The sequence below is a fragment of the Nitrosospira sp. NpAV genome (assembly GCF_000832065.1).
Taxonomy (GTDB): Bacteria; Pseudomonadota; Gammaproteobacteria; order Burkholderiales; family Nitrosomonadaceae; genus Nitrosospira.
Window position 1 is genome coordinate 95,807 of record NZ_JXQM01000003.1, and the last position, 24,612, is coordinate 120,418.

At 53.9% G+C, this 24,612-nt stretch carries 20 protein-coding genes; 15 read left to right on the forward strand and 5 right to left on the reverse strand.

The window, feature by feature from the left end:
* Nucleotides 1-29: 29 nt before the first annotated feature.
* The 3 genes from SQ11_RS02820 (at nucleotide 30) to SQ11_RS02830 (ending at nucleotide 1,530) form a co-directional block, all read left to right on the forward strand.
* Complete coding sequence (locus SQ11_RS02820; protein ID WP_041512630.1) at nucleotides 30-341, forward strand: ferredoxin; 312 nt, start codon at nucleotides 30-32, stop codon at nucleotides 339-341.
* Nucleotides 342-490: 149 nt separating this feature from the next.
* Nucleotides 491-1,165 (forward strand): alpha/beta hydrolase, encoded by a 675-nt coding sequence (locus tag SQ11_RS02825; RefSeq protein ID WP_041512631.1) that lies wholly within the window; start codon nucleotides 491-493, stop codon nucleotides 1,163-1,165.
* 164 nt (nucleotides 1,166-1,329) lie between these two features.
* Complete coding sequence (locus SQ11_RS02830; protein WP_041512632.1) at nucleotides 1,330-1,530, forward strand: DUF2905 domain-containing protein; 201 nt, start codon at nucleotides 1,330-1,332, stop codon at nucleotides 1,528-1,530.
* A gap of 164 nt (nucleotides 1,531-1,694) precedes the next feature.
* Here SQ11_RS02830 and SQ11_RS02835 read toward each other — a convergent pair whose 3' ends face one another.
* On the reverse strand, nucleotides 1,695-4,826 hold the full coding sequence (locus SQ11_RS02835) for a transglycosylase domain-containing protein (protein ID WP_041512633.1): 3,132 nt from the start codon (nucleotides 4,824-4,826) through the stop codon (nucleotides 1,695-1,697).
* A gap of 295 nt (nucleotides 4,827-5,121) precedes the next feature.
* Here SQ11_RS02835 and SQ11_RS02840 point away from each other — a divergent pair, with 295 nt between their 5' ends.
* The 4 genes from SQ11_RS02840 (at nucleotide 5,122) to SQ11_RS02855 (ending at nucleotide 9,687) form a co-directional block, all read left to right on the forward strand.
* On the forward strand, nucleotides 5,122-5,934 hold the full coding sequence (locus SQ11_RS02840) for a carotenoid biosynthesis protein (RefSeq protein ID WP_041512634.1): 813 nt from the start codon (nucleotides 5,122-5,124) through the stop codon (nucleotides 5,932-5,934).
* Between the two features lie 352 nt (nucleotides 5,935-6,286).
* A complete protein-coding gene (locus SQ11_RS02845) occupies nucleotides 6,287-6,595 on the forward strand; it encodes a cytochrome c (RefSeq protein ID WP_041512635.1) in 309 nt (102 codons plus the stop codon).
* 85 nt (nucleotides 6,596-6,680) lie between these two features.
* A complete protein-coding gene (locus SQ11_RS02850; RefSeq protein WP_041512636.1) occupies nucleotides 6,681-7,169 on the forward strand; it encodes a DUF1499 domain-containing protein in 489 nt (162 codons plus the stop codon).
* Nucleotides 7,170-7,281: 112 nt separating this feature from the next.
* Nucleotides 7,282-9,687, forward strand: a complete 2,406-nt coding sequence (locus SQ11_RS02855) for a penicillin acylase family protein (RefSeq protein WP_041512637.1) — start codon at nucleotides 7,282-7,284, stop codon at nucleotides 9,685-9,687.
* Nucleotides 9,688-9,761: 74 nt separating this feature from the next.
* Here the strand turns inward: SQ11_RS02855 and SQ11_RS02860 are convergent, their stop codons facing one another.
* Complete coding sequence (locus SQ11_RS02860; protein ID WP_041512638.1) at nucleotides 9,762-10,253, reverse strand: macro domain-containing protein; 492 nt, start codon at nucleotides 10,251-10,253, stop codon at nucleotides 9,762-9,764.
* Nucleotides 10,254-10,462: 209 nt separating this feature from the next.
* Here SQ11_RS02860 and SQ11_RS02865 point away from each other — a divergent pair, with 209 nt between their 5' ends.
* On the forward strand, nucleotides 10,463-11,719 hold the full coding sequence (locus tag SQ11_RS02865) for a sorbosone dehydrogenase family protein (protein ID WP_052493946.1): 1,257 nt from the start codon (nucleotides 10,463-10,465) through the stop codon (nucleotides 11,717-11,719).
* An 83-nt stretch (nucleotides 11,720-11,802) separates the two neighbouring features.
* Here the strand turns inward: SQ11_RS02865 and SQ11_RS02870 are convergent, their stop codons facing one another.
* Nucleotides 11,803-12,339, reverse strand: coding sequence for a dihydrofolate reductase family protein (locus tag SQ11_RS02870; RefSeq protein ID WP_041512639.1), 537 nt, complete (start codon nucleotides 12,337-12,339; stop codon nucleotides 11,803-11,805).
* Nucleotides 12,340-12,759: 420 nt separating this feature from the next.
* Here SQ11_RS02870 and SQ11_RS02875 point away from each other — a divergent pair, with 420 nt between their 5' ends.
* The 3 genes from SQ11_RS02875 (at nucleotide 12,760) to SQ11_RS02885 (ending at nucleotide 16,194) form a co-directional block, all read left to right on the forward strand.
* Entirely contained in the window at nucleotides 12,760-13,800 is a 1,041-nt protein-coding gene (locus SQ11_RS02875) for a phytoene/squalene synthase family protein (RefSeq protein ID WP_041512640.1), read from the forward strand.
* Nucleotides 13,801-13,946: 146 nt separating this feature from the next.
* Nucleotides 13,947-15,599 carry a membrane protein gene (locus SQ11_RS02880; RefSeq protein ID WP_041512859.1) on the forward strand — a complete coding sequence of 551 codons (1,653 nt, stop codon included), beginning with the start codon at nucleotides 13,947-13,949 and terminating at the stop codon, nucleotides 15,597-15,599.
* A 301-nt stretch (nucleotides 15,600-15,900) separates the two neighbouring features.
* Nucleotides 15,901-16,194, forward strand: coding sequence for a hypothetical protein (locus tag SQ11_RS02885; protein WP_041512641.1), 294 nt, complete (start codon nucleotides 15,901-15,903; stop codon nucleotides 16,192-16,194).
* Between the two features lie 15 nt (nucleotides 16,195-16,209).
* On the opposite strand, the gene dinB is transcribed toward SQ11_RS02885, so the two are convergent.
* Both dinB and SQ11_RS02895 read right to left on the reverse strand, forming a co-directional pair.
* Nucleotides 16,210-17,379 (reverse strand): DNA polymerase IV, encoded by a 1,170-nt coding sequence (gene dinB, locus SQ11_RS02890; protein WP_041512642.1) that lies wholly within the window; start codon nucleotides 17,377-17,379, stop codon nucleotides 16,210-16,212.
* A 51-nt stretch (nucleotides 17,380-17,430) separates the two neighbouring features.
* A complete protein-coding gene (locus SQ11_RS02895; protein ID WP_041512643.1) occupies nucleotides 17,431-19,935 on the reverse strand; it encodes an ABC transporter permease in 2,505 nt (834 codons plus the stop codon).
* Between the two features lie 513 nt (nucleotides 19,936-20,448).
* Between SQ11_RS02895 and SQ11_RS02900 the strand changes: the two genes are divergently transcribed.
* From SQ11_RS02900 to SQ11_RS02915, 4 genes are all read left to right on the forward strand, one after another.
* Nucleotides 20,449-22,323 (forward strand): TonB-dependent receptor, encoded by a 1,875-nt coding sequence (locus SQ11_RS02900; RefSeq protein WP_052493972.1) that lies wholly within the window; start codon nucleotides 20,449-20,451, stop codon nucleotides 22,321-22,323.
* Nucleotides 22,324-22,419: 96 nt separating this feature from the next.
* Entirely contained in the window at nucleotides 22,420-23,592 is a 1,173-nt protein-coding gene (moeB, locus tag SQ11_RS02905; protein ID WP_041512644.1) for a molybdopterin-synthase adenylyltransferase MoeB, read from the forward strand.
* A gap of 190 nt (nucleotides 23,593-23,782) precedes the next feature.
* Complete coding sequence (locus tag SQ11_RS02910; protein ID WP_041512861.1) at nucleotides 23,783-24,226, forward strand: Mov34/MPN/PAD-1 family protein; 444 nt, start codon at nucleotides 23,783-23,785, stop codon at nucleotides 24,224-24,226.
* An 80-nt stretch (nucleotides 24,227-24,306) separates the two neighbouring features.
* Nucleotides 24,307-24,579, forward strand: a complete 273-nt coding sequence (locus SQ11_RS02915; protein WP_041512645.1) for a MoaD family protein — start codon at nucleotides 24,307-24,309, stop codon at nucleotides 24,577-24,579.
* Nucleotides 24,580-24,612: the final 33 nt, after the last annotated feature.

Genomic DNA, 24,612 nt, shown 5'->3' on the forward strand with positions numbered 1-24,612 from the left:
TCTTATTCACCCATTCTAAAACTTTCTTTATGAGTTACTACCAGCGGCATGTATTTTTCTGCGTCAATCAGCGTGAAGGAGGGGCAGCCTGCTGTAACAATCACGGTGCCCAGGCAATGCGCGATTACGCCAAGGAGCGTGTCAAGATGCTTAGACTCGACAGCAAGAGCAAAAGAGTGCGGGTCAACAACGCGGGATGTCTTGACCGTTGCAATGAAGGGCCGGTTATTGTGGTCTATCCGGAAGATGTCTGGTATACGTATGTGGATAAAGAAGACATCGACGAAATCATTGAAGAACATCTGAGAAATGGCCGCGTAGTCGAACGGCTGAGAATCTGAAGGCGGGAAAATGGCCAGATTCGGTTCATCTGTTGAATCTGAGACTCGCAGTCGACCGCTTATTTATCAGTTTAAGATTATGATTCGTAAAGAACTTGCCATTTGATTCTCACCTTTTGGCTAAGTCCGCTACGGCTACCGGATTTAGATTGAATTCACGCACTCCAAAAAAAATCTTTGTCGATGGTCCCGCGGGAAGATTGGAAACAGTTCTGGCGGAACCGGATTCCGACCATCCGCGCGGGATTGCCATCATTACGCACCCTCATCCGCTGTACGGCGGAACAATGAACAATAAAGTGGTCCATACCCTCTTCAAGGCACTGCTCGAACTGGGATTCATCGCGGTCAAATTCAATTTCCGTGGCGTGGAACAAAGCCAGGGTGATCGTTACTCAGGGAACGACCATGGGGCTGGCGAGATCGAGGACGTGCTCGCAGTGATTGAAACAACCAGGAATCAATTCGCTTCCTCTTTCAATGAGTCTCCACCACTGATACTGGCTGGATTCTCCTTCGGTGGAGCAATCCAGGCGTATGTCGCTCACAGGCTCACGCCTCAAAAACTGATCATGGTGGCCCCATCGGTGGAACGATTGAATGCCCCTTCCCTCGCTCACCCCGGCGCTAAACAGGACAGCGAATCGATCCCGGATATACTCATTATTCACGGCGATCAGGACGACATCGTTCCGCTCAATACCGTTCTGAACTGGGCTGCCCCCCAGGAATTGCCGGTCGTTGTCATTCCCGGCGCCGAACATTTTTTTCATGGCCGGCTGCACATACTTAAACGCGTTGTTCAAGATTCATGCCGGCCCTGAGTGTGATCAACCGGGAAGCTTGCAGAGGATAACGGGGTTATGCATCACCCGAAAGAGCAAATTGATCTTTTCCGAAAAAACCGTTTACACTAAGCCGCAGATCCCCCCTGGAATCTCACCCACACTCATGCGGGTACGGGCGCGAGTATCTCAAAGAAATCGTTATGCAACGTCTACTCATCATACTCGGGATACTGCTGGTATTGATGGGCATTGCATGGCCGTGGCTGTCGAAACTACCTCTCGGACGGCTGCCGGGAGATATCGTCATCGAGCGGGAGAATTTCCGGCTTTACTTTCCCCTGACTACGGGGCTGGTAGTGTCCCTTTTCCTGTCACTGCTATGGTGGTGGTTCCGAAAATAACCACTGCTTTTGAAGAGGATAAATAATTGGATCTTTATGAATCCATGCTGTTCTGGTTCGTCAAGGAATTTCTGAAGGCCGTTTTAGGCCTTGGGTTTATTCTAGGATTAATCGTCTTCCTACGATGGATCAGCAGTGATGACTGAGCCCTATTCTGGAGATCCTCAACTCGAGTTTCCATGCTTTCTTTTTGCTTTAGGCAAAGCTTCTTTGACTACCTTTTTCTGCGAAGCTCGTTTGGCCTGTTCGGCTTGCTCGGGCAGCGGCTGGGCCTTGTCCGTGAGAGGCTTCAGGATGGGCAGGAGATGCTTCACGACTTGTGTGGAGAGCGCCGAGGTGAATTTATAATTCGCAGCATCCGCACCCGGCACAAACGCTGTCATCGTTCCGAAAAAACGATCGCCGATGAAGAACACAAAAGTCGCTGAACGATTCACAGCACGGGATTCTTTGACGACGCCAGGCGAGGAAAACGTAATGTAACGGTGATCTCCTGTCCCCGTCTTTCCTCCAATCAGGATTTCATTACTGTCCTCTTCCACGTTACCATCCTCTTCCACCATGGCGCGCTCTTCCACCATGGCGCGGGCGAGCCGCGACGCTGTTCCCGTCGCCACCACATCGGTTAATACGCCACGCACTGCCGCCGCCAGTTCGGGGGAAAATATCCTCTCGCCCTGGACGGGTGGCCGTTCGACGATGGCTTCAAAAGGCGTGCCAGCCGCAAAGTGCAGATGTTCGATCAGCACCGCTGGAACCCGCACTCCATCATTGAGAATGATACCCATCAGTCCGGCAAGCGCAGCGGGGTGGTCCGCTGAACTCCCGATGGCGGTGGCAAGCGACGGCACCAGTGAATCGAAAGGATAGCCAAGCCGTTTCCAGCTGCGATGAATTTCAAGAAATGCTTCGATCTCCAGGAGTCCGCGAATTCGGCTATCCTGCGAGTTCTTGTATTTAGTCTTAAACAGCCAGTGGTAGACAGCCACCCTCTCATCAGTGCTGGCTTGAATTACATCCGCATATTGCGCGCCCGGATGAGTGATCAAATAGCGTACCAGCCATAACTCCAAGGGATGAACGGTGACTATATAGCCCTGGTCGGCCAGCGAGTATTTACCGGGTCCGTAACTTTCATACAGATCCTGAAGAAAATCCGGGGTCAGACGTTTAAAAACGGACCGATACGGCCGCATGAATTTCTCGAATTCCCCGAACGTCGATTCAGGGTAAATATAACGGTATGCGGCGGCGAGACGGCGCGGCGTGTGCCGGAAGCTGGAAAAAAATACTTTACCAATCATATCCGGCGTCGCTGTTTTCCCCTTGTATTTAAGATAGAACCGGTTAATAAACTGCTTGCCTTCCTTGTCCGCAAATCGTCTGAGATACCCTTCCCGGTCAGGGTCTCCAGCATCTTTCAGTATCCTGGCGGACGAACCCGCGATGTGGAACATATAGTGGCGCACGATATCTCGCATCAAACGGATGTATACGAGATTGACCGACTTCAGCGTTGCCTCGCGCACACTCAGAAACTTGCGGTCGTCTTCGCGCTTGAAATTGTGAAAAACATGCGCACCGCCACCCGTAAAAAAACGTTCATCAGGATTGGCCGAATAATTACGCTCCAGAGCGGCATCCAGCATGGTTGCCAGGCTTTTGTCCGTACTTTGCGATAGATACCCGATCGCCCAGCGGCTCAGCATATCGCTTGGATCCACCTCTTGTTTAAGCAGGGATTTCTTGTCCAATGCTGCATATTTCCCATGCAGCGCTTCGACAATTTCAAGGTAGGTCACCAATGTTCTTAATTTCGCGGTGGAACCCAAATCAAGCTTGGTCCCCTTATTGATATCCAGGGGCTGGTCGAAGTTATCAGCCTGGATCCGGAACTTGGCTCCTTCCGGGGTCAACTCCGAGAGCATGAAGCTGTAGACGATCTTGCTCGGATCCTCCGTATCCAGCATGCGAGGCCCATACAATCCCGCCGCGTTCGCATGTTCCGGATTCTTGAGCTGGCGCAGCACATCCGTGGTTTTCTGTTGGAGGTCTGCATCGAGAGTGCTCTGCACAGACAAATCCAGCCTGTCCAGATCATACATGCGCTTTAATCCGAGCAGGGATGCAAGTTGCATGCGCACCGCATTAACGGCTTTCTTGGCGGAGAAGTTCCTGGGTTCTTCGGGTGGCGCGGTGTCGCGGAAACGTAACGGAATTTCCAGTGCGGCATCCCTGAGGCTGTCAGGGATCACGCCAGCCTGGGCAAGCACGCGTAAATGGCTGTCAGTAAGCTCCTCGAGCGCTTTGCGTCCGGCAAGCAGATAATAGGAGGGCCTGCGCTGGGCAATGATCAGACTCAGCACGTGCTTGTAGAGACGGGCCCCCTCGATCAGCCCATCACCGTCGACGAATCGCGAGCTGAGGATGCGATTGGTTTCATCAAAATCCAGACCGTACCATACCCATAGACCATCCCCCAACCCGTTCGCTTCGCCGAAACCCGCGGCCCCGGCCAACGGGACGGTATTAAGATAATCCACGACAATACGCTTGCGGGCGGGCATCGTTTCCTTCCCATCCAGGTAAGCGCGCACGGAGGCGGAAGCAACCTGCTGAAGCTTGTCTTCGGGCGTAATCGTCAGGCCATTGGGGGAATGGCGGTATTTCTCGATCTGGGTTGCCAGCGTGCTGCCCCCTACCACACCGTGCTCGGGACGAAAGACCTGGATTATCTTGTCCAGTATTGCCCTGCCCAACCGATCCCATTCGATTGCGGGATTCTTTTTTGAGTGGATTGGATCAAGCAACTCTCGATTTTCGATGAACAACAGGCTGTCCGCCACCAGCGAGGGAACCGCTTCGAAGTTTTTGTAAACCCGGCCCGGGAAGATGGCCCGATACAATGGCCGCCCTCCGCTAGCGGCAATTTCCAGCCCGGCCTGGGTTTTCTCATGATAGGGGACGAACAAACCGTGGGCGACAAGTTCCTTCATGCGTGCGGAAGCCCGTGCCTGCGCCTGCACCTGAAAACCATGTATGACCAGATTATGCAGCATCTCCGGCAGCCGGCTATAGCCCAAACGCACGTCATAAGGTCCCGATTGCGGAAAATGCGGATCGTCACTGGGTCCACTTTTTACTTCCCAGTTCAGCTCGCCGGCCAGCCTGGCGAGACGGTGTGCCTGATATGTAGAAGTTTCCGCTTCCCAGTAGATAAGGAAAGCAGCAATAATCAGCGCGACGAAAAGCAGGATCAGGACAACAAGGGCAAGAAATTTGAGCGCACGCCTCACGATGGAGTTATCAAAATGGGATTTTGATCTCTATAAGTTATTGAAGATCCACGATATGGATTCAGTTTCACGCTATATTGCATGATTGATGGGATAAAGCGGGATATATTGGCAAATTCATTGATATCGTTGATTTTATCCGCATTCCATAGCACAAATGCCTGATAATCTCACGCTTGCCGCAGTGTTGCGTTGCAGCAAAGGAATTTTGAACTGCATAATAAACAACATGGATGGGGGCCTGCAACGGTATCTCGGAATTGTGAACCTGCCTTACTGAACCAATGGAATCCCGATGGAATTTTTTAGCCTCCTCCTTAAGACAATTGCCCTCCGCCCTTACGTATTTATATTCCTCACCGTTTTTCTATTCTCCGCGGCCCGCCTGATCGGCTGGCGAAGAACATGGTACTTCATGGGAATCACATGGCTCGTGGCACTTTTGTGCGAATTTTCTTCCACTCGTACCGGTATTCCATTCGGCTGGTATCACTATACCGGCTCGACCGTCGGGCAGGAATTGTATATCGCGGATATTCCGTTTATGGATTCCCTCTCGCTTCCCTTCCTTCTTTATGCGAGTTACTGCATGGCCTTGGCTTTTCTTTTACCTGCCACCCGTCCACAGGGCCTTGGGCTCTCTATCGGTATGGTCCGGATGCGATTTCCTCTCGCTACAAGAACGGATTGGCCTGTCATGCTGCTGACAATTCTTTTTTTCAGTTTCATCGACATAATCATTGATCCAGTCGCACTTCGCGGGGAGCGCTGGTTTCTCGGTCAGATTTATTACTATCCCGATCCCGGCACCCATTTTGGCGTACCTGTGGCGAATTATATCGGCTGGGCGGTTGTCGGCTTCCTTTCGCTCCGTGCTTATTTTCCATTGGATCGAAAACTTCTCCAGACCGGTCTCTCGCCTGATCGGGCGGTCACCGGATACATACTCCTGGGTTGCGGCCTCTATTATGGCGTATTGATCTTCAACCTCACTGTCACTTTCTGGATCGGCGAATCACTTCTAGGCATGACGGGTCTGCTCATCTATATCCCGCTCACCGTATTACTCGCCCTTCGGCTTCTGGGTCACTTGGGAGCTTCTGAATAAGCCCCCGCCGTGGGTATTCTGCTTCCACAACGGCGGCAGACATATTCCCAGGGCCACTCTTCAGCCCAGTCGAGCAATACAATATCTTAACCCTCAGACAGACAAGATATAATCCCGGATCATCCCTTAGGACTCGAGATGATGGCAAGGTAGGTTGCGAGGCAGTTTTACCGGATGAGGGAAGTCCATAGCTGGGTCCGTGGACGCCGGACAAGCGGCGAAAATGGCCGCAGTCTGGCCGCCAGCGCTCGCCTAAGCTTGGAGAGCCGGCTAATGGATTATCTGGGATAATGCCATCCATGAAATTCAATCCTGAATTCCTACCATCAGAAAATAAACTGGAGAATAGAAAATGAAAAAAATGACCTTATTGTTGGCAATCTCCGCGTTCGTAAGTTTGGTTGGTTGTTCGAAGACCGATCCTTACACGCCGCCCGAAAGTGCAAGCGGAGAAGATATATTTTATGCAAACTGTACCAAATGCCACAAGCCGGAAGCGGCCGGCAACGTGATGACGCTGAGTTCCGCCGTGGCGAATAAGGATGCCATTATCCAGAAAATACATAAAGGAAGCATGTCCATGCCTGCATTCCCCAATATTAAAGGTGAACCGGCGCAACGTTTGGCGGAATTTGTACTCTCAAACAGCAAAACCAAGTAATCCGCCGATCGTCCTTGCACGACCCCATGAACAACAGGTCAACGCGTAATGCGGGCGGTCAGTTTACGGCAGGATCTCGATATTAATGGTGATTATTAAGTGGTTGCTTATTGTTGTCGCTCTCGTGGTTATCACGGGGGTGATCGCTGGCCAGCTTGGGCTCCTGAAAGGCACGCCGCCCACTGATCTAGGCGTGCGTGAAGGTAAACTCAAGCCACCTTCAAAAACACCCAATAGTGTCTCCAGTCAAGCATCACTCTATCCCGATCACCCGCAGCGTGCTTATGCCAGCATCGCACCCTTATCGATGAAGGGAGATGGTGCCGCCACGCTGTCCCAAATTGCCAGCATCATCAAGACAATGGATGGTGCGCAAATAGTTAAAATGGAACCTGGTTACCTTTACGTACAATTCACTACCCGGATCATGAAGTATGTGGATGATGCCGAATTCTATTTTGACCCGGCTGCGGGAGTAATTCAAGTACGGTCATCCTCGCGCCTGGGAAGCAGCGATTTAGGCGTAAACCGCGAACGTATCGAGTTCATCCGGCAAAAACTGGAATCTTCCTGAACCTGCTTATCGGTATGAATGCTTGGCTGGTCGCGAGCATGGCGCCCGGAAACCGGATGTACTAAGCTAAACCGGCGCCGGCACAACCGTTTTCAACTTCTACGCTTCCTCTATGACCGCCGCGCTACGCCCGATCTACCGGCTCCTGTCTGGATTGCTTATACTGGCGTTGCTGTTGATGGCTGCTGCCTGGCTGGCCCTACGGAGCAGCCTGCCTCAATACGAGGGAACCGTGAACATGGCGGGACTGGCCGCACCCGTGACGGTCGAGCGGGATGCGCTTGGCAGCGTGACCTTGCGCGCACAAGATCGTCATGATCTGGTTCGGATACTCGGTTTCATCCATGCGCAGGAACGTTTTTTCGAGATGGATCTGATGCGGCGCAAGGCAGCCGGGGAACTGGCGGAATTATTCGGTCCCGCCGCCTTGCCAACCGACCTCAAAGTACGGATGCATCGCATGCGTGCCCGCGCATCGGCGATACTGGAAGAGCTGCCAGCCACACAGCGCGAGTTGCTCGATGCGTATCGCGATGGGGTGAATGAGGGTCTGGACGCTCTTACGGTGCGGCCATTTCCATATCTGCTGACGCGTACGCGCCCGCTCCCATGGCGCAGCGAGGATAGTATATTGGTCGTCAAGGCAATGTATTTCATGCTGAATGATGGCGGCAATCGCCGCGAGCTTGCCTTCTCCACCATGCGCGCGGCTCTCCCTGAAGCCGCCTATCGATTTCTCACCGCCGGGGGCGGTGCTTGGGACGCGCCACTCATTGGCACGGCACTTGATTGGCCACGGCTTCCCTCCGCTGAAGAGCTGGATCTGCATAAGCTCGATCCCGGCCTGATGCGCAGCACCGATGAGCACAGCGACAACCTGCCTGGCAGTAACAGCTTCGCCGTTGCTGGTTCGCTGGCTGCTGGCGCCGCACTGATCGCCAATGACATGCACCTGGATCTTCGTGTACCGAGTATCTGGTTCCGCGCGCGCCTGATCTATCCGAACTCGCGCCGCACTGGACTCATGAACGACATCAGCGGTGCCAGTCTGCCCGGTACACCGGCCATTGCCGTCGGCTCAAATCGTAAGATTGCCTGGAGCTTTACCAACAGTTATGGTGATCTCGCGGATTGGGTTCGTGTTATCCATCATCCGGCGGATGCCTCGCGTTATCTCAGCTCGACTGGATGGCGACCCGTCACTATTCACCGCGAAATCCTGCATGTGCGCGGTGCGCCTGATGAAACGCAGGAGGTGCATGAGACGGAGTGGGGTCCTATCCTGGCTGCCGACCATGATGGCACGCCGCTGGCACTGGCCTGGGCCGCACACCGGTCTGGCGCGGTAAATATGGAACTCACCTTGCTGGATCAGGCTGAATCCGTTGATGAAGCCATCGCAATTGCGCAAAATGCGGGCATTCCGGCTCAAAACTTTGTCGTCGGCGACCGGCAAGGTAAAATTGGCTGGACCATCGCAGGCCGCATCCCCGCACGTACGAATGGTTATGACCCGACGCTTCCAGCCGACTGGAGCAAGCCGGACATGGGGTGGAACGGCTGGCTTATGCCCGCGCAGTATCCACTGATTGTCGATCCACCGGAGCAGCGCCTGTGGACCGCCAATGCACGTACCGTCGATGGCCCGTTGCTTGATAGACTCGGCGACGGCGGCTACGACCTTGGCGCGCGTGCAAAGCAAATCCGCGACAGCATGCGCGAACAGGAGCGTTTCTCGCCTGCCGGCATGCTGGCGATCCAGCTCGACGATCGCGCGCTATTCCTCGTACGCTGGAAAAAGCTTCTTGAACTCACCCTGAATCCATTGGAAGCCGCACCCTGGCACACCGAAATGCAGCAGGCACTCCTTGATTGGAATGGACATGCTTCGACGGCATCGGTGGCTTACCGGGCGGTGCGGGCATTCCGCCAGGAAGTCACCCATAGTGTCCTCAGCGGCTTTGCTGCCGCCATCCGGCGCGATCACCCAGACTTTGTGCTGCCAAAGCTGAATCAGGCCGAATACGCGGTGTGGACCTTGATCGCGCACCGCCCGCAACACCTGTTGCCGCCGGCTTATGCCAGCTGGGATGATTTGCTCGTCAGCTGTGCCAAACGCGTAGCCGAGCGCATGCAAAATCAGCCGGGGGGTATCGCCGAACGCAGCTGGGGGGAGCGCAACACCGCGCGTATCCGGCATCCGCTTAGCCGTATCCTGCCGGAATTTGTCGCATACTGGCTGGACATGAGAAAAGACGCGCTACCTGGTGACGTCAATATGCCGCGCGTACAAGCGCCGGATTTTGGCGCTTCGCAGCGTTTCGCGGTTGCACCCGGCGATGAAGAGCATGGTTATTTCGAAATGGCCGGTGGACAAAGCGGGCACCCGCTGTCGCCCTACTATGGAAGCGGTCATGCGGACTGGGTGGCCGGCAAACCAACGCCATTCCTCCCGGGTCCGCCCAGGCAGACGCTGCATCTGCAGCCTGCCGCACATCCTGTTGGGAGAATGCCATAATCCGATAATGATCAGCGTGGCAAGAGGCGGGATATATCGAGCAAGAAACGAATATCAGCGATATGAGAACGCTATCACTGCCTGGGTTCGACGGCCTGGATTCCCTTCTCGTAATGGGTATAGATGTAAATAGGCAATCCTAACTCTCCAAGATGATGCGTGACCAGCGGCCGTACCGCATCCCAATCCAGACCGCCTGCTCCGGTTGCGAGGCGCGGCAACGCCAGGCTGGCGAATCTGTCATATTCCAGCAAATAACGCAGTTCGCGTAATGCATGATCGACATATTCGGTTCTGGCACGCCCCGGTCCACTACCTTGGCTATGCAGCGCTTCGTGAGTGAGCAGATTGATAATGCGCTTGCTCATTGCGCCAGACCACACCCACGCATCACCGGATTTTGGCTGCGCTGCGTGGCAAAAGTGCCGAAAATCTTTGACCATGGCCGGCCATTGCTCACCCAGGCTCAGGGCCAATCCTTGATTGAAATAATCATCGGGGGCCACCCCGTGGGCAATAACCTGGGCATGACTCAACAGAATATCGCCCCTTACCTCATAAATCACGTAGCCTCCAGTAATAGGGACTATTAAAAATCCAGTATAGCAATTTATTTCTTATTTGCTGGCGTACCTCCTTTATCAAGCGCAATGGGAAGATCGTCCTATATACAGGAAACAACGTACAGGATTTAATGTTATTCATAGAAATGCGGCTAAGCATTAATCTAGAAAATGGGTACCCGTCCATAAAATTTGGTCTTAAGGAAACAATAATGATCAAATCATTTTTCACGCTATTAGCTGCAACAATTTCCACTACCGCCTGGGCGGCGCCCATTCCCCCGCTACAGACCCGGCTTGTCGCGACCGGCTTTGATCAACCATTATTCGCCACCGCACCCAATAGAGACTCGCGTCTGTTCGTTGTCGAGAAGGGCGGGTTAATCAAGATTATTCAGAACGGTACGGTGCTGCCAACTCCGTTCCTCGATTTATCCGGCTCGGTCGATACCTCGGGTGAGCGTGGCCTGCTTGGCATGACATTCGATCCGAACTTCGTGGACAATCGGCGCTTCTATGTCAACTATATAAACAAGACCACCCTCGATACGGTGGTTGCCACCTACCAAGCCAGTGCGGCCCAGCCTAATGTCGCGGATGCCGCCAGCGCACAGACCGTGATCACCATCGCTCAACCCGAGTTCAGCAACCACAAAGCGGGCTGGATCGGTTTTCGCCCCGGTGAGGCAAACAATCTATACATTGGGACCGGAGACGGCGGATTTCGTGACGATCCGCAGAATCGCGCACAAAATCTCACCGAGAACCTCGGTAAAATGCTGCGTGTCGACGTATCGGCCGACCGTTTCCCCGGCGACACCACACGATATGGCTATGCGATTCCCGCAGGCAATCTGGCAAATGGCAACCCCGGAATCAACGCCGAAATCTATGCTTACGGATTGCGTAACCCATACCGCGACAGTTTCGACCGGGAAACCGGTACTCTCTATATTGCCGATGTCGGGCAGAACAACCGGGAAGAAATCAACATCGGCAGCGCTGGCGCCAACTACGGCTGGCGCGTATTCGAAGGAACCCGTTTGAATTTTCCGGACGATGCGCAACCTCCGAATCACACGCCGCCGATCTTCGAATATGATCATAACGGATTAGGTGCTTCAATCACCGGCGGCTATGTATACCGTGGGTTGGAGATTGATGGACTGCAAGGAACTTACTTTTTTGCCGACTTCGTTACCGATCAGGTCATGTCTTTCCGTTTCACCGGCACCGGCATTACGGAACTCACCGACCGAACCGCCGAACTGCTGTCTCCCACCGGCATTTCCGGACAAATTTCTTCATTCGGCGAAGATGGCTTTGGTAATCTGTATCTGGTGAGCATCAACGGCCGGATTGGAATGATAACCGCCGTACCGGAACCGGAAGGCTACGCGATGATGCTGGCGGGAATGGTTCTGATAGCGCTATGGGTCAGACGTAGAGAGAGAATGTGCCAAGATTAATGCTGTCTCGATATGCTTTCATCGGCCGGGCGCTACCTGATCGTTTTCACACGGTCCCCGGAAGTTTTGCAACAATCTTCGGCTCACTCGAAACGGTCAAAGCGATAGTGAAGACGTACGCATCCTCTATCCATCGGTTGCGCACTAATCAGCTTTGGACTATCGCGATGGCCTGTAGCGGGAAACAGTGGGCGGCCACCGCCCAATAACTCGGGAATGAGGTAGATTTCGATCTCATCCAGGGCGCCTTTTTCCAAGAATGTCATTTGCAATTGCCCGCCTCCGAGCATCCATACGTCGCCATCTTCCAGTACTCGCAACTCGGCGATGAGAGCGTCGACGTCGCTGCGCACCTCAAGATCCCCTTTAGGGCGATCGATGGGGCTTGAAGTAACAACCAAAACCCTTTGGTCTCCATAACTCCATGGAGCCGGATCGTTGGCGATAAAATCGTAGGTGCCGCGCCCCATAACAACCGTACGGATACGCTTGATAAACAACTCGTAGTCATGCTCTCCCAAATCCATATCGTTGTATCGGAAGAGCCAATCCAGGTTATGGTCGTCGGTCGCAATGAAGCCGTCAAGGCTTGACGCAATATAGCCGAGAATCCTCGCCATTCGTTTTCAATCTCCTATTGATTTATAGATGAATATCCGTTTACAAATTATCCATGGCGAGATCCAAAAGCATATCTGGCGAAGCTCTCTCCTTGACGCCGTGCTGGATCAAATGTTGTCCATCAGCCCATCCAATCTGAGCTCCGCCTAGGCGGGCTCAAACCATTTTGCGCAGGATCTTTCGACAGGCTATGCTACGCCCCATCCATCCTAAGCACGCAGCATAAACGATGAATCTGCCCTGATTTTACTTGGGCTCCAAATTATCGTTTTTATTGTGGCTTCGTTAATGCCATCCGTCCGGAATGAGAAGCTTCTCTCCCCGAATATCCGCTTGAAGAACGCAATATCTTGACGTTCATGTTCGGCACCATGTAATGTTCGGCCCTGATTGATCGAGCATTTCTGGAATTCCTATCCTTGAGCACCGAATCCGCCACACACGAGCTTCTGCATGATATTCTCAAGCAGGTCTCCCGGTCATTTTATCTCACGCTTAATGTGCTGCCGGCAGGGGTGCGCGATCAGATGGGACTGTCGTATCTGTTTGCGCGCGCCGCCGATACCATTGCCGATACGGATCTTATCGACCGTACGCAACGTCTGAAATACCTCAATCAGTTTCGCGCGCAATTTGGAGTTATTGAAATTGATTGGCGGGCCATTCGGGAGATTCAGACCGCACTGGTTCCCCACCAGAAAGACTCTGCGGAAAGCATTCTTCTCCAGCGGCTGGAGGATTGTTTGAAATTGTATGAAACATACTCCGCCGGGGATCGGGCGCGCATCCAATGGCTGATGGAGGTGCTGCCCAACGGGATGGAAATGGATCTGACCCGGTTTCCCGGTGAGTCGGCCGGGCAACTTACTGCATTATCCACGCTGGACGAGCTGGATCAGTACACTTACTATGTCGCGGGTTGTGTCGGGGAATTCTGGACCAGAATGGTCTGTGCGCATAGCTCGGTGATGGCGCGATGGGATGTCACGAAGATGTCCGCCATGGGTGTGAGATTCGGAAAAGGATTGCAACTTACCAATATTGTGAAGGACATCGCCCGCGACCTGCATAATGGCCGCTGCTATGTGCCAGTGCCGCTCCTGCAGGAAGCTGGATTAAAGCCCGCTGATCTGCTGAATGAAGACAATCTGCCGAAATTCCGGCCCGCCTTGAATCGGCTCATCCGGCTTGCCCTGGAACATCTGGATGAGGGCTGGCGGTACACCCTGGCCATTCCCCGATCCGAGACACGCCAGCGATTGGCCTGTATGTGGCCGATTTTGTTGGCCGGAGAGACATTGAGACGCGTCGCGGTGGCTCCCGACTTACTCAACCCCGCCGTCAATGTGAAAGCGCCCCGCAGCACCGTGTATGGGGTAATGGCGATAACAACACTTACCTGCGCCAATGAATACGTGGCGACCGCCTACTGGAACCGTCTCAGGGAGTATATTGTCTGAGTCGTAGACCCGCAGGCGAATCGGTGGGTCTTACCCGGCAAATTTTCCGGCGAATCCACTAAGATCAAAAGCAAAGCATGCAATGGCAAGGCCATGCCCATAAATTAGCACGCCATATCCGGATAGCACTCAAAAAAAACCATTCTATGACGACCGCACCCCCTTCCATCGGATTTGTTGCTGCCGTGGGCCGCTGGCTCGATGCCAATATTTTCGCATTGGGACGGGAAATGCGTTTGTCGTACCTGCCGCCGCTCATGGTCTATGCCGCCGCCGGTATTTCCGGCCTGACAGGAATCGTGGGTACATTTTATGTCAAGGAACGGCTGGGTCTTTCAGCCGAGTTTCTGGCGGCACTCGGGTTCTGGATGATGCTGCCGTGGGCGCTGAAAATGCCGCTCGGCCATCTGGTGGATCTGGTATGGCGCTGGAAGGGGCTGCTCGTATATCTGGGGGCAAGTCTTATCACGCTGAGCCTGCTGATCATGATCGGGCTGCTTGGCCACACGGACGCAATGCGCGCCATCGCCACGGTGGAAGCCTGGTACGTCAGCGCGGCATTGCTCGCACCCGTGGGCTATGTGCTGCAGGACGTGGTTGCGGATGCCATGACGGTCGAAGCCGTGCCGCGCGTGGATGCATACGGACAGCCCTTGACACTGGATGATCGAAAGTCCATGCATGTCACTATGCAGACCCTGGGGCGTGTCGCCATTATCAGCGGCGGTGTCCTGGTTTCGTTGATGAATGTCTTCCTGCTGCACGGCGTAGGTGAACTGCCCGAGGCGGATAAGGCGGCCACTTATCTGTTCGTCTATCAGCTTGCCCTGATAATCCCGCTGGTTTCCGTTTTTGGGGTCTTGTTCGCTACCTGGCTGCGGCGGCGCGATATGGCGCGATTTGCGGCACAAGGGCACAGCCGTGAGGAATGCGAAGCGCTTCTTGGCACATATACCGAACCGCCTCCGGTCAACTGGTGGATCCTCGGCGGTGGATTGGCCTTTACCGCGGTTTCCCTCAGCGTGGGTCTCAACCGCATCCCTGGCGGGGAAGAAATCGTCTTCTGCGTTTCCATGGCGATTGTGCTATTTCTGATGTGGCGGCTAACTGGAGAACTCGAGCCCCAGGCGCGCAATGTACTGGTAGGCACCGCAGTCTTGATATTTGTATTCCGCGCCATGCCGGGACCGGGCGCGGGTTCGACATGGTGGATGATCGACGACTTGGGTTTCGATCAGCAGTTTCTTGCTGCATTGTCGCTCATCGGCGCAACGCTGACGCTCGCCGGAATGTTCATTTTCCGCCGTTTCATGGCTGAGCGCTCGATGGCCTATATCATAGGCGCCCTCACCATTGCCGGGACTTTCCTGTCATTACCGATAATCGGCATGTATTTCGGCTTGCATGAATGGACTGCTTCCCTTACCGGCGGCGTCGTGGATGCCCGGTTTATCGCTGTTATCGATACCGCGCTGGAGTCGCCCCTCGGTCAGATCGCCATGATCCCGATGCTGGCGTGGATCGCCAACTCGGCGCCTGAAAAGCTCAAGGCAACCTTCTTTGCGGTAATGGCCTCATTTACCAACCTTGCCCTATCCGCTTCGCAGCTCGCAACCAAATACATCAATCAAATCTTTGTGGTCGCCCGCGAGGTAAAGGACCCCGCCACCGGTGAAATCACGGTACCTGCCGATTACAGCGAACTGGGCTTACTCCTGATAACCGTGACCGCCATCGGTTTTGCGCTCCCACTCCTGGCCATTTTGTTCGTCAAACGAACGCGCTTTCGTAACGCCTGAATTCTTTATGCCGACTATTACAAGGTCATTTTGGCATGTACGTCACGATCGATATGCGCTGAGCCGCAGAAAGCGCGTGTGAACTCATGCAAAACGAAAGCTTGTCATGAAGGAGACCTGATTTCCGCTGCTCCCGTCACTTGACAACATTTCACCCGGAGTACATCATGCGACGGGGTGAGGAATTGGGCTCCTCAGAACGCTCCACCGGATTTCCCATCCGTTTGCCGCTTGGCTCGGGCAAGGCCGTTGAACCTTCCGTTATTCAAAATCAAGCCACCCCTCCCGGGAGCGGAAAGAAATGCAACCGATATTGCGACAAAAAGGCAGCATAACGCTGTTTACGCTACTTCTGATTATTTTTGCGGCATCAATGGCATACTGGCTGTGGCGGGCCCATGCCCAGGTATCCCTGGAGATCGAGGTGGCCTGCCGTCTGCCTGCCGCGGAAGCCTGCGCTTCAGCCAAGGCTCGCTACATGAACAATTTTTATGCCGCATGGCTTGCACAGATGTTTCCGTGGATACTTCCGTTCGTTCCTGCCTTTATTTATGTATTCTTTTTCCGCTGGTTGCGTAAAGACCGGCAACCTTGAGTGACCAGCCACGTTCTATTGCTCGATAGGTTGTTGCACAGTCAGCGGGAGTTCCCTTTGACGGGATATGCGGGCACTCTGCTGTGCAACCTTCGCGGAAGACAGCGCGCTGGCCCGCACACCCAGCAACCGCAGCTTCCGATTCAGCGGTACGCGCCGCAGACATTCTTCAGCTGCCCGGCGAATGGTAATGGGGTCGGCGGTAGGAAGGGATAGCGTGAGGTCGCGGGTTATGGTGCGAAAATCGGCATACCGCAATTTGATGCCGATGGTGCGTCCGAGGTAACCCTTGCGCTGGAGATCGTCTGCCACATCGGTGCATAGCGCCGTGAAGATTTCCGAGAGTAGGGAGCGATCCCGGCGGGCATGGAGATCCCGTTCGAAAGTTGTCTCCCGGCTGATCGACTTAGGTTCGGCATGCGTGATGACCGGGCGTTCGTCGATGCCGTGGGAAACCTCGTGCAGCCAGCGAGCATAGGCGTGGCTGAAGTGCATCTGCAGAAAGGAGGGCTCGGCACCCGCCAGTTCGGCGATGGTAGTGATGCCAAGCGCTGCGAGCTTGTCAGTCGCCTTGGGGCCGATGCCGTTAATTTTCTTGACGGGTAGAGGCCAGATCCGGCTTGGAATATCCGCCAGGCCTAGTATGGTGAGCCCATCGGGTTTTTCGAGATCCGAACAGATTTTCGATAGCAGCTTGTTGGGTGTCACGCCGATGGAACAAGAGAGTCCTGTGGCTTCATATACCGCCTGTTTGATGCGTTGGGCGAGCGTCATGGTGTCGCCGGGCAGATCGCTCAAATCGAGGTAGATCTCATCAATGCCATGATCTTCGATCCGGGGGGCGATAGTGGCCACGGCGGTTTTGAACAGCCGTGAATAATGGCGATAGGCATGGAAGTCCGCGGGCAGCAAGATCGCATCCGGTGCCAGCGGCGCGGCTTTCATCAGACCCATGCCGGAGAAGACACCGAAAACGCGGGCCTCATAAGTAGCCGTGGTCACCACTCCTCGTCCCGCATAATCCCGCAGCCGTGCGAAATGCCGGCTGCCGTCCTTGAGAAGCGCCGGTTGCCGATCGCTCTGTCCGCCGATCACGACAGGGACCCCGCGCAATTCAGGGTAGCGCAACAACTCGACCGACGCGTAGAAGGCATCCATATCAAGATGTGCAATGCGCCGAACCATTCAGCAATCCACCCGATCAAAATGCAGGCAGTAAATTCCTGCGATACTTCATCAAATTCTCCGTAACGTCATGAGTGGTGGAGTTGAAAGCGCGGAGCGGGTCCCCATCAGCCCCGCCACGGTGACGCCTATCGTTCCCGAAAGCAAGCCGGTAAGCCATATCCACGGGTTGAAGGTGTAGGTCAGATTCAACGTATATTCACCGATGACATAGCCCAGCGCACTGGCTCCCGCCGCGGCGAAAAGACCGGCCAGTCCGCCGAGTAAGGCAAATTCCGCAGCCCAGGCGCGCGCCAATTGACCGCGCTTGGCCCCCAACGTGCGAAATATGGCAGCCTCGTGAATGCGTTCATCCTGGGTGGAAGCGATCGCGGCATACAGCACTGCCAATCCCGCCAACAGCGTGAACAGGAAAACAAATTCGACCGCTTTGGTCACCTGTTCAATTACTTTGTGGACTTGGCTGATGATAGTCGCCACATCGATCACCAGCAGATTGGGAAAGGCTTTGATCAGTTTGTTGGTGACTTCCATACGCTCCAGCGGCAGGTGAAAACTGGTAATGTAGGTGGCCGGATATTTTTCCAGCACGCCCGGGGGTGTAACCACGAAGAAATTAACGTGAAACGTATCCCAGTCCACCTTCCTCAGACTGGTGATCGTGGCGGAAAAGGTGCTCCCCGCAACGTCGTAAGTCAGCGTGTCACCAAGACCGACACCTATCGTTTTTGCGATACTTTCCTCCAGGGACATCATCGCTTTTCCCTTATCCTCATTTTTCCACCAGCGGCCCTCGATAATCTGGTTATCGCTCTGCATTTCCTCCGCCCAGGAAAGATTGAACTCGCGCTCAACCAGCCGTCTTGCGCGGATGTCGGTATATTCTCCAGCGGTCACGGTCTTGCCGTTGACTGCTGTCAGGCGCCCGCGAACCATTGGAAAAACCGGTGGCCGCTTGAGGCCGTGCTGGTCAAAGAATGCCGCCAGCGGCTCCAGTTGATCGTCCTGAATATTCACCAGAAAATGATCGGGTGCGTCCGGAGGCAAACTCGTGCGCCAGTTTTGCAGCAAATCATCCCGGATCAATGTCAGCGCCAGCAGCGCCATCAGGCCCAATCCCAGCGCCACCGCCTGCACCACGCTAGCGGTGGCGCGCCGCCGGATACTCGCCAATCCATAGCGCAACGCACCCCCCGCCTGACCGCGCATATGTGCCAAGGCTTTAACCAGCAGAAATCCCAGCGAACCAAAAACCGCTATCGCCGCGGCAAATCCGCCCATGACAGAAGCACCCAGACGCACGTCACCCGCCTTCCACATAAATAATATCGCCAGCGCTATCAGTCCCAGAGCGTAGCCCGTCAGGCTGCCCGTATTCGGCATCCCGATATCCCGGCGCAATACGCGCAATGCGGGCACGCTACGCAAATTGAGCAAGGGCGGCAGCGCAAAGCCGAGCAATAACACCATGCCGGTCAGCAATCCATGCACGCCAGGCCACACGCTGGGATAAGGCAATTCCGCCTTCACCAGCCCGGAGAGCCAGAAAGCCAGCGCTTCTTGCGCGAAAAAACCGAGCAGGCAACCGGCCCCGCTGGCGATCAGGCCCAGTGCGGCGAAATGCCCCAGGTAAAGGCGTAGCATCGCTGCCTGGCTGGCGCCCAGACAACGCATCACGGCGCAACCGTCGAGATGGCGCTGCGTGAAACGGCGCACCGCAAGCGCCGCTGCCGCCGCCGCCAGTACCACGCTTGCGAGAGCGGCCAGACTGAGAAATTTTTCTGCCCGCTCCAACGCCGATTTGATCTCAGGGCGAGCATCGCGGATGCCTTCAATTCTTTCTCCCAGCGTCAAATGCGATTGAGCCCATCTCCGGAAATTTTCCACCACACTGTCTTCCCCCGAAACCAGAAGACGATAGCCAACCCGGCTCCCCTGCTGCACCAAGCCGGTCGCGGGCAGATCAACCTTGTTGATCAATACACGCGGCCGCAAATTTATGAAACCAATCGAGTAGTCCGGCTCCTGCGTTATCAGTGCGGTAACAGTAAAGTGCGCCGCGCCCAGCTCAATCGTATCGCCCCGATTGAGCCCAAGACGAATCATGAGTTTTTCATCCACCCACGCCGATCCGGGTGCGGGAATTGCATTGGCGATATGCGTAGGCCGGGGGGATGATCCATCGCTAAAATCCTCGCTGATGCGCAGCTCGCCTCGCAGGGGATAACCAGCGGTAACCGCCTTGATCTCGGTCAACAGACTGGTCTCCCCCTTCGCGGCCATGCTGGGAAACTTAATCGCGGTGGAAACAGTCAGTCCGTGCCGGCTCGCTTCAGCCGCATAATGCGGCGACAGGGGATGGTCGGCAAAAATTATCAGATCCGCGCCAAGCAGCTGATTGCCCTGGCGGGAAAGCGCCAATTGCACCCGGTCGGCGAAAAACCCCACCGTGGTCATGCCGCCCACGGCGATTACCAGCGCAAAAGCCAGTACGCGCAATTCGCCCGCACGCCAATCACGGCGAAGCATCCGAAAGGAAAGCTTAATGAGGTTCATAAGGACATTCTATAGATACAGATGCCGTTCTGATACGGGTTGCTCAAAAATTCCGCCATTTATCCATTTATCATATATCGGTTTTACTATTTTTTTACCCTACCCCATTTAGCGAGCCCTTGAATTCGTTACCGGCTTTCCCGGCTCAGCTGTCAAACGCGCACTCCACGAAGGGCTTATCCAAGGACTTCCTAAGCTTCAATCCACATAGCTATTATTATTAAACAGGTGCGGCAATATGACACATGCGACAACTTGCCGCATGTGACAATATGCCACATTCCTAATTTCAACGATTTGGCTTATATTTTCCACCAGCAGGCATATGAGCGTTTGTAATAACATTCTGAGTACTTGTCATAAGGCTTGCATAAAAATATATGACACTGGCACGCTCTGGTTTTGTCTTCGCCGGCACCGGCAATTCAAATGAGAATAAGAAAAATGAAAAGAAAAAGAATCCTAGTAACCGCAACATCCACCGCCGTAACAATGATTTTTTCAGGGTTTTCAATGGCACAGAGTACAACTCCATCTCAGGGTACCAAGCTCTCTCCGGTTGTCGTGACGGCCAATCCGATTATTGATCAAGTTCGCGTCGACCCGTTTTCGAGCACATCCGCAGTGGTCACCGAAAGTCAATTGCGCGATCAGAACGCATTCGATCTAGCCTCGGCGCTGCGCCGCACCCCCGGGGTGCAAATATCGCGCTACAACCCTGTTGGCGGCTTTGGTGGCGATCAGGGCGGCGCTGTCTATATTCGCGGAATGGGCGTAAGCCGTCCGGGCAGCGAAATCAAGACTTACATTGATGGCGTTCCATTTTACATGGGGGTGTGGAATCACCCATTGCTCGACTTGTTGCCAGTCAATGGCATGCAGTCCATCACTGTCTATAAAAGTCCGCAGCCGCAAATCAATGGCAACAACTTCGCCTCGATCAATCTGGAAACCAAGCGCGCAACCGAAGACGGTGTGCAAGCCAACGGAAGAATATCCGGGGGCTACTTTAGCACCTTTATCGAACAAGTGGACGTGGTCGGCCGCCGGGGTAACGTAGATTTCATGCTGGCACAAGGCCACGCCCAGTCGAATGGTCATCGGCCCAACGCAAGCGGCGAACTGAATAATGTAATGGGACGCATTGGCTTGCGGCTGAATGCCAACTGGTCGATTGGCACAAGCTTTCTTTACGTCAACAACCTGGCGCGCGACCCTGGGGACAATCGTCTCCCGGCACCCGCTGTGGCGCCGCAATATTATACCCAGGCGGGAATGGTCTCCGTTTTTGCATCGCATCATCACGGCAACTGGCGTGGCAGCCTTCGTGTTTACCACAACAGGGGGGAAGGCAACTGGCTGCACCAATCGGGATTGGAAGGGAATCAGTTCAATAATTTCCAGATGACCGGCGTTCGCTGGAAAGAAGAGTTTTCCCTGTGGAGAGGGGGTGCTATTGTTGCCGGACTGGACAGTGACTGGGTGTCGGGTGATTCGCGATTCAATCGCGTGGCGCCAGCGCCGCAGGGCAGCTTTAATTCGCCGACTTTTCGCGTTACGTCACCCTACATTGCACTGAGCCAGACGATCGATCTAGGCCAAGGCTGGGCACTCGTGCCGGCAGCCGGTATGCGCGTATACGACCACAGCGAATTTCGAACCAGAACCTCGCCACACGCCGGCCTGTCTCTGATATCCGAGAGAATTACGGTATTTGGCAATGTGTCGCGCGGCATCAACTATCCGGGGCTGGAAGCTCCGGTCCTCTCCTCCCTGATCCCTCCGTTGGGACAAAGCTGGAAGCAACTTTCCGCGGAAGAGCTCAATCACGCCGAGGTCGGAGTGAAGCTGACCCCCGTGGAATCAACGCAGATCGATATCAGTGTGTTTATCGATCAGGTAAAAAACCGCTACATCTTTGGTTTTCCGCCCAATGTTCCGCCCCCTCCCCAATTTGTGAACCTGGGTACCTATGTGATGCGGGGTGCCGAAATTGCGATCAGACAAAATATTACTCCTAATTGGACAGTATTTGGCGGCCTGACCTTGCTTGACCCCAGCATCGACAATTTACCCTATACACCGAAACGGGCTGTCACAGCGGGTATAAATGGGCAGATGGGACCCATCCGCCTGACAGTCGATACGCAGTATCAATCAAGTATTTTGGCGCTGAGCCGTCCACGCGCGGCGGGAGCCATCAATACCGAGGAAGTTGATTCATTTGTGATCATGAATGCACGTGTCTCTCACCGAGTACCGATGCTGGGCAAACGAGGCGAAATTTTCGTGGCCATGGAAAATCTTTTGGATGCCAACTATGCCTATCGCCCAGGGTATCCCATGCCGGGACGCTGGGGTCAAATTGGCTTATCGGCAAGCTTCTGAATACGAGAGCATGGCAAAGCCAGATGCAAGTAACGGATCTCTGTTGAAGCCGATAAATATTGATGACGAATTTTGTTTTAAACATGGAGGTTTTTGATGCAGCTACCACCCCTAGTACACCCTTCTGAAGACCTGACTAACGATGAAATTTCGCGCTACAGCCGTCATCTGTTGATTCCCGACGTGGGCCTGGAAGGGCAACAGCGCCTCAAGAACAGTAGAGTCCTGGTGATAGGCGCCGGGGGTCTGGGATCCCCAGTGCTCTTGTATCTCGCGGCAGCCGGGGTGGGGACTTTGGGAATCATCGACTTCGATATTGTCGATGAATCCAATCTGCAAAGACAAATCATTCACGGACAATCGGATATTGGCAGATTCAAATCCAAGAGCGCGAAAGACTCTGTCAACGAGTTAAATCCCTATGTTCAGGTACAGCTTCATAATGAACGCCTTGAGGCAGCCAATGCCGTAGAAATAATCTCGGGTTATGACCTGATTGTGGATGGAACCGATAATTTCTCCACGCGTTATCTTGTCAACGATGCCTGTGTACTTGCCGGAAAGCCTTATGTCTGGGGATCCATCTTCCGTTTCGAAGGGCAGGCTTCCGTCTTTTGGGAAGATGCGCCGGGTGGAGGCGGTTTGAACTATCGTGATCTATACCCCGAACCGCCGCCATCCGAAATGGCACCCTCATGCGCGGAAGGCGGGGTATTAGGCATTCTCTGTGCTTCGATCGGCGCAATCATGGCAACGGAGGCTATTAAATTGATCACCGGTCTAGGTGAAACCCTGCTTGGCCGGCTTGCTGTCTACGATGCGCTGGATATGACATATCGATTTATTCCGATACGGCGGTCACCCATGAGAACGCCTGTAACCGGATTGATCGATTATCAGGAATTTTGCGGACAAAGGCCGGCGGCAATCGATCATAAAACGGATGCTCCGGTAATCAGCGCATTGGAGCTAAAAGAAATGCGGGAAAGCGGGACGAATTTGCGACTGATCGATGTGCGTGGAATCGAGGAATGGAACATTGTTCATATCGAAGGCGCCAACCATATCCCCAAAAATAAAATAATGTCCGAGGACATCTTATCCCAATTCAATAAAGAGGATTTCATCGTGCTTCATTGCAAAATGGGTGCCCGCTCCAAAGATGTTCTCTTTGAGATGCGAAAGCAAGGATTTACGAACGTTAAAAGTCTGGATGGCGGAATTTTGGCGTGGATTAGAGACGTTGATCGCTCTTTACCGCGTTATTAGTCGAAATGCGAAAGCAATATTACCGTTTCCATTTTTTCATCGTAGACGTCTACTTTTCCACCGCGGTCTTGCTTTACACGGCACATTCCCCGGCTACCCTACATTCACCGGATTTTTAACAATGCTTTTTTTGGCAGGGCAGAGAATTCTTTTCATCTTTATCAACATATCGTCAGGAGTCGAAAAAATTATGCTGACCATACACGCTAAGCTTGTTGAGGCAATGGTTGCTCAAGCACGCAAAGATCATCCCATCGAAACCTGTGGTGTCATCGCCGGCCCCGAAGGATCCAATCTTCCGTTACGTCTGATCCCAATGCGGAATGTAGCCTGCTCAGAGACATTTTTTGAGTTCGACCCGCAACAGCAGTTGCAGGTCTGGAGAACGATGGAGGCGCGAGGTGAAGAGCCGGTCGTCATCTACCACTCGCACACCGGTACGCAAGCCTATCCGAGCCGTACCGACGTCAAGTACGCGACCGAGCCCCGCTCTCATTACGTCATTATTCCCACGGATGCCAGACATGGAGAAGAGATTCGCAGTTTCCGCATCGCGGACGGGATGGTAACCGAAGAACGGGTAAGAATGCTGGAATCATATAAAACAGAGTGGGAGTTGGCAATGGTGGCTTAAGAAACCCAGATTCCATCGCGAGCTTTATCTTATCCACGACTTCTGGTTTCTCTTAAAAATAAATTTCCAAAGGAACAAATATGCCGATCACCGTAAATATCCCAACCATACTCCGGCCGCTCACCAACAATCATAAACGTATTGAAATTGCCGGATTCAATGTTCTTGAAGCCATTGAGCAGATGGAACGACAGTATCCCGGTGTCAAGGAAAAGCTGATCACCGACGGAAAAGCGCACCGTTTCATCAATATATACGTGAATGATGATGACATCCGTTTCGTCAACGGTCTCTCAACAAGCCTGAGAGACGGCGACTCGTTAACCATTCTGCCTGCCGTTGCGGGAGGATAAGCGGATTTGACCTAAATCCGATAATTAGAGTTA

Coding starts and splice junctions, on each gene's coding strand:
- SQ11_RS02855 (WP_041512637.1), top strand. CDS start 7,282: ATGACCGCCGCGCTACGCCCGATCTACCGGCTCCTGTCTGGATTGCTT.
- SQ11_RS02850 (WP_041512636.1), top strand. CDS start 6,681: ATGGTGATTATTAAGTGGTTGCTTATTGTTGTCGCTCTCGTGGTTATC.
- SQ11_RS02840 (WP_041512634.1), top strand. CDS start 5,122: ATGGAATTTTTTAGCCTCCTCCTTAAGACAATTGCCCTCCGCCCTTAC.
- SQ11_RS02895 (WP_041512643.1), bottom strand. CDS start 19,935: ATGAACCTCATTAAGCTTTCCTTTCGGATGCTTCGCCGTGATTGGCGT.
- SQ11_RS02830 (WP_041512632.1), top strand. CDS start 1,330: ATGCAACGTCTACTCATCATACTCGGGATACTGCTGGTATTGATGGGC.
- SQ11_RS02910 (WP_041512861.1), top strand. CDS start 23,783: ATGCTGACCATACACGCTAAGCTTGTTGAGGCAATGGTTGCTCAAGCA.
- SQ11_RS02820 (WP_041512630.1), top strand. CDS start 30: ATGAGTTACTACCAGCGGCATGTATTTTTCTGCGTCAATCAGCGTGAA.
- SQ11_RS02900 (WP_052493972.1), top strand. CDS start 20,449: ATGGCACAGAGTACAACTCCATCTCAGGGTACCAAGCTCTCTCCGGTT.
- SQ11_RS02845 (WP_041512635.1), top strand. CDS start 6,287: ATGAAAAAAATGACCTTATTGTTGGCAATCTCCGCGTTCGTAAGTTTG.
- moeB (WP_041512644.1), top strand. CDS start 22,420: ATGCAGCTACCACCCCTAGTACACCCTTCTGAAGACCTGACTAACGAT.
- SQ11_RS02865 (WP_052493946.1), top strand. CDS start 10,463: ATGATCAAATCATTTTTCACGCTATTAGCTGCAACAATTTCCACTACC.
- SQ11_RS02870 (WP_041512639.1), bottom strand. CDS start 12,339: ATGGCGAGGATTCTCGGCTATATTGCGTCAAGCCTTGACGGCTTCATT.
- SQ11_RS02880 (WP_041512859.1), top strand. CDS start 13,947: ATGACGACCGCACCCCCTTCCATCGGATTTGTTGCTGCCGTGGGCCGC.
- SQ11_RS02915 (WP_041512645.1), top strand. CDS start 24,307: ATGCCGATCACCGTAAATATCCCAACCATACTCCGGCCGCTCACCAAC.
- SQ11_RS02885 (WP_041512641.1), top strand. CDS start 15,901: ATGCAACCGATATTGCGACAAAAAGGCAGCATAACGCTGTTTACGCTA.
- dinB (WP_041512642.1), bottom strand. CDS start 17,379: ATGGTTCGGCGCATTGCACATCTTGATATGGATGCCTTCTACGCGTCG.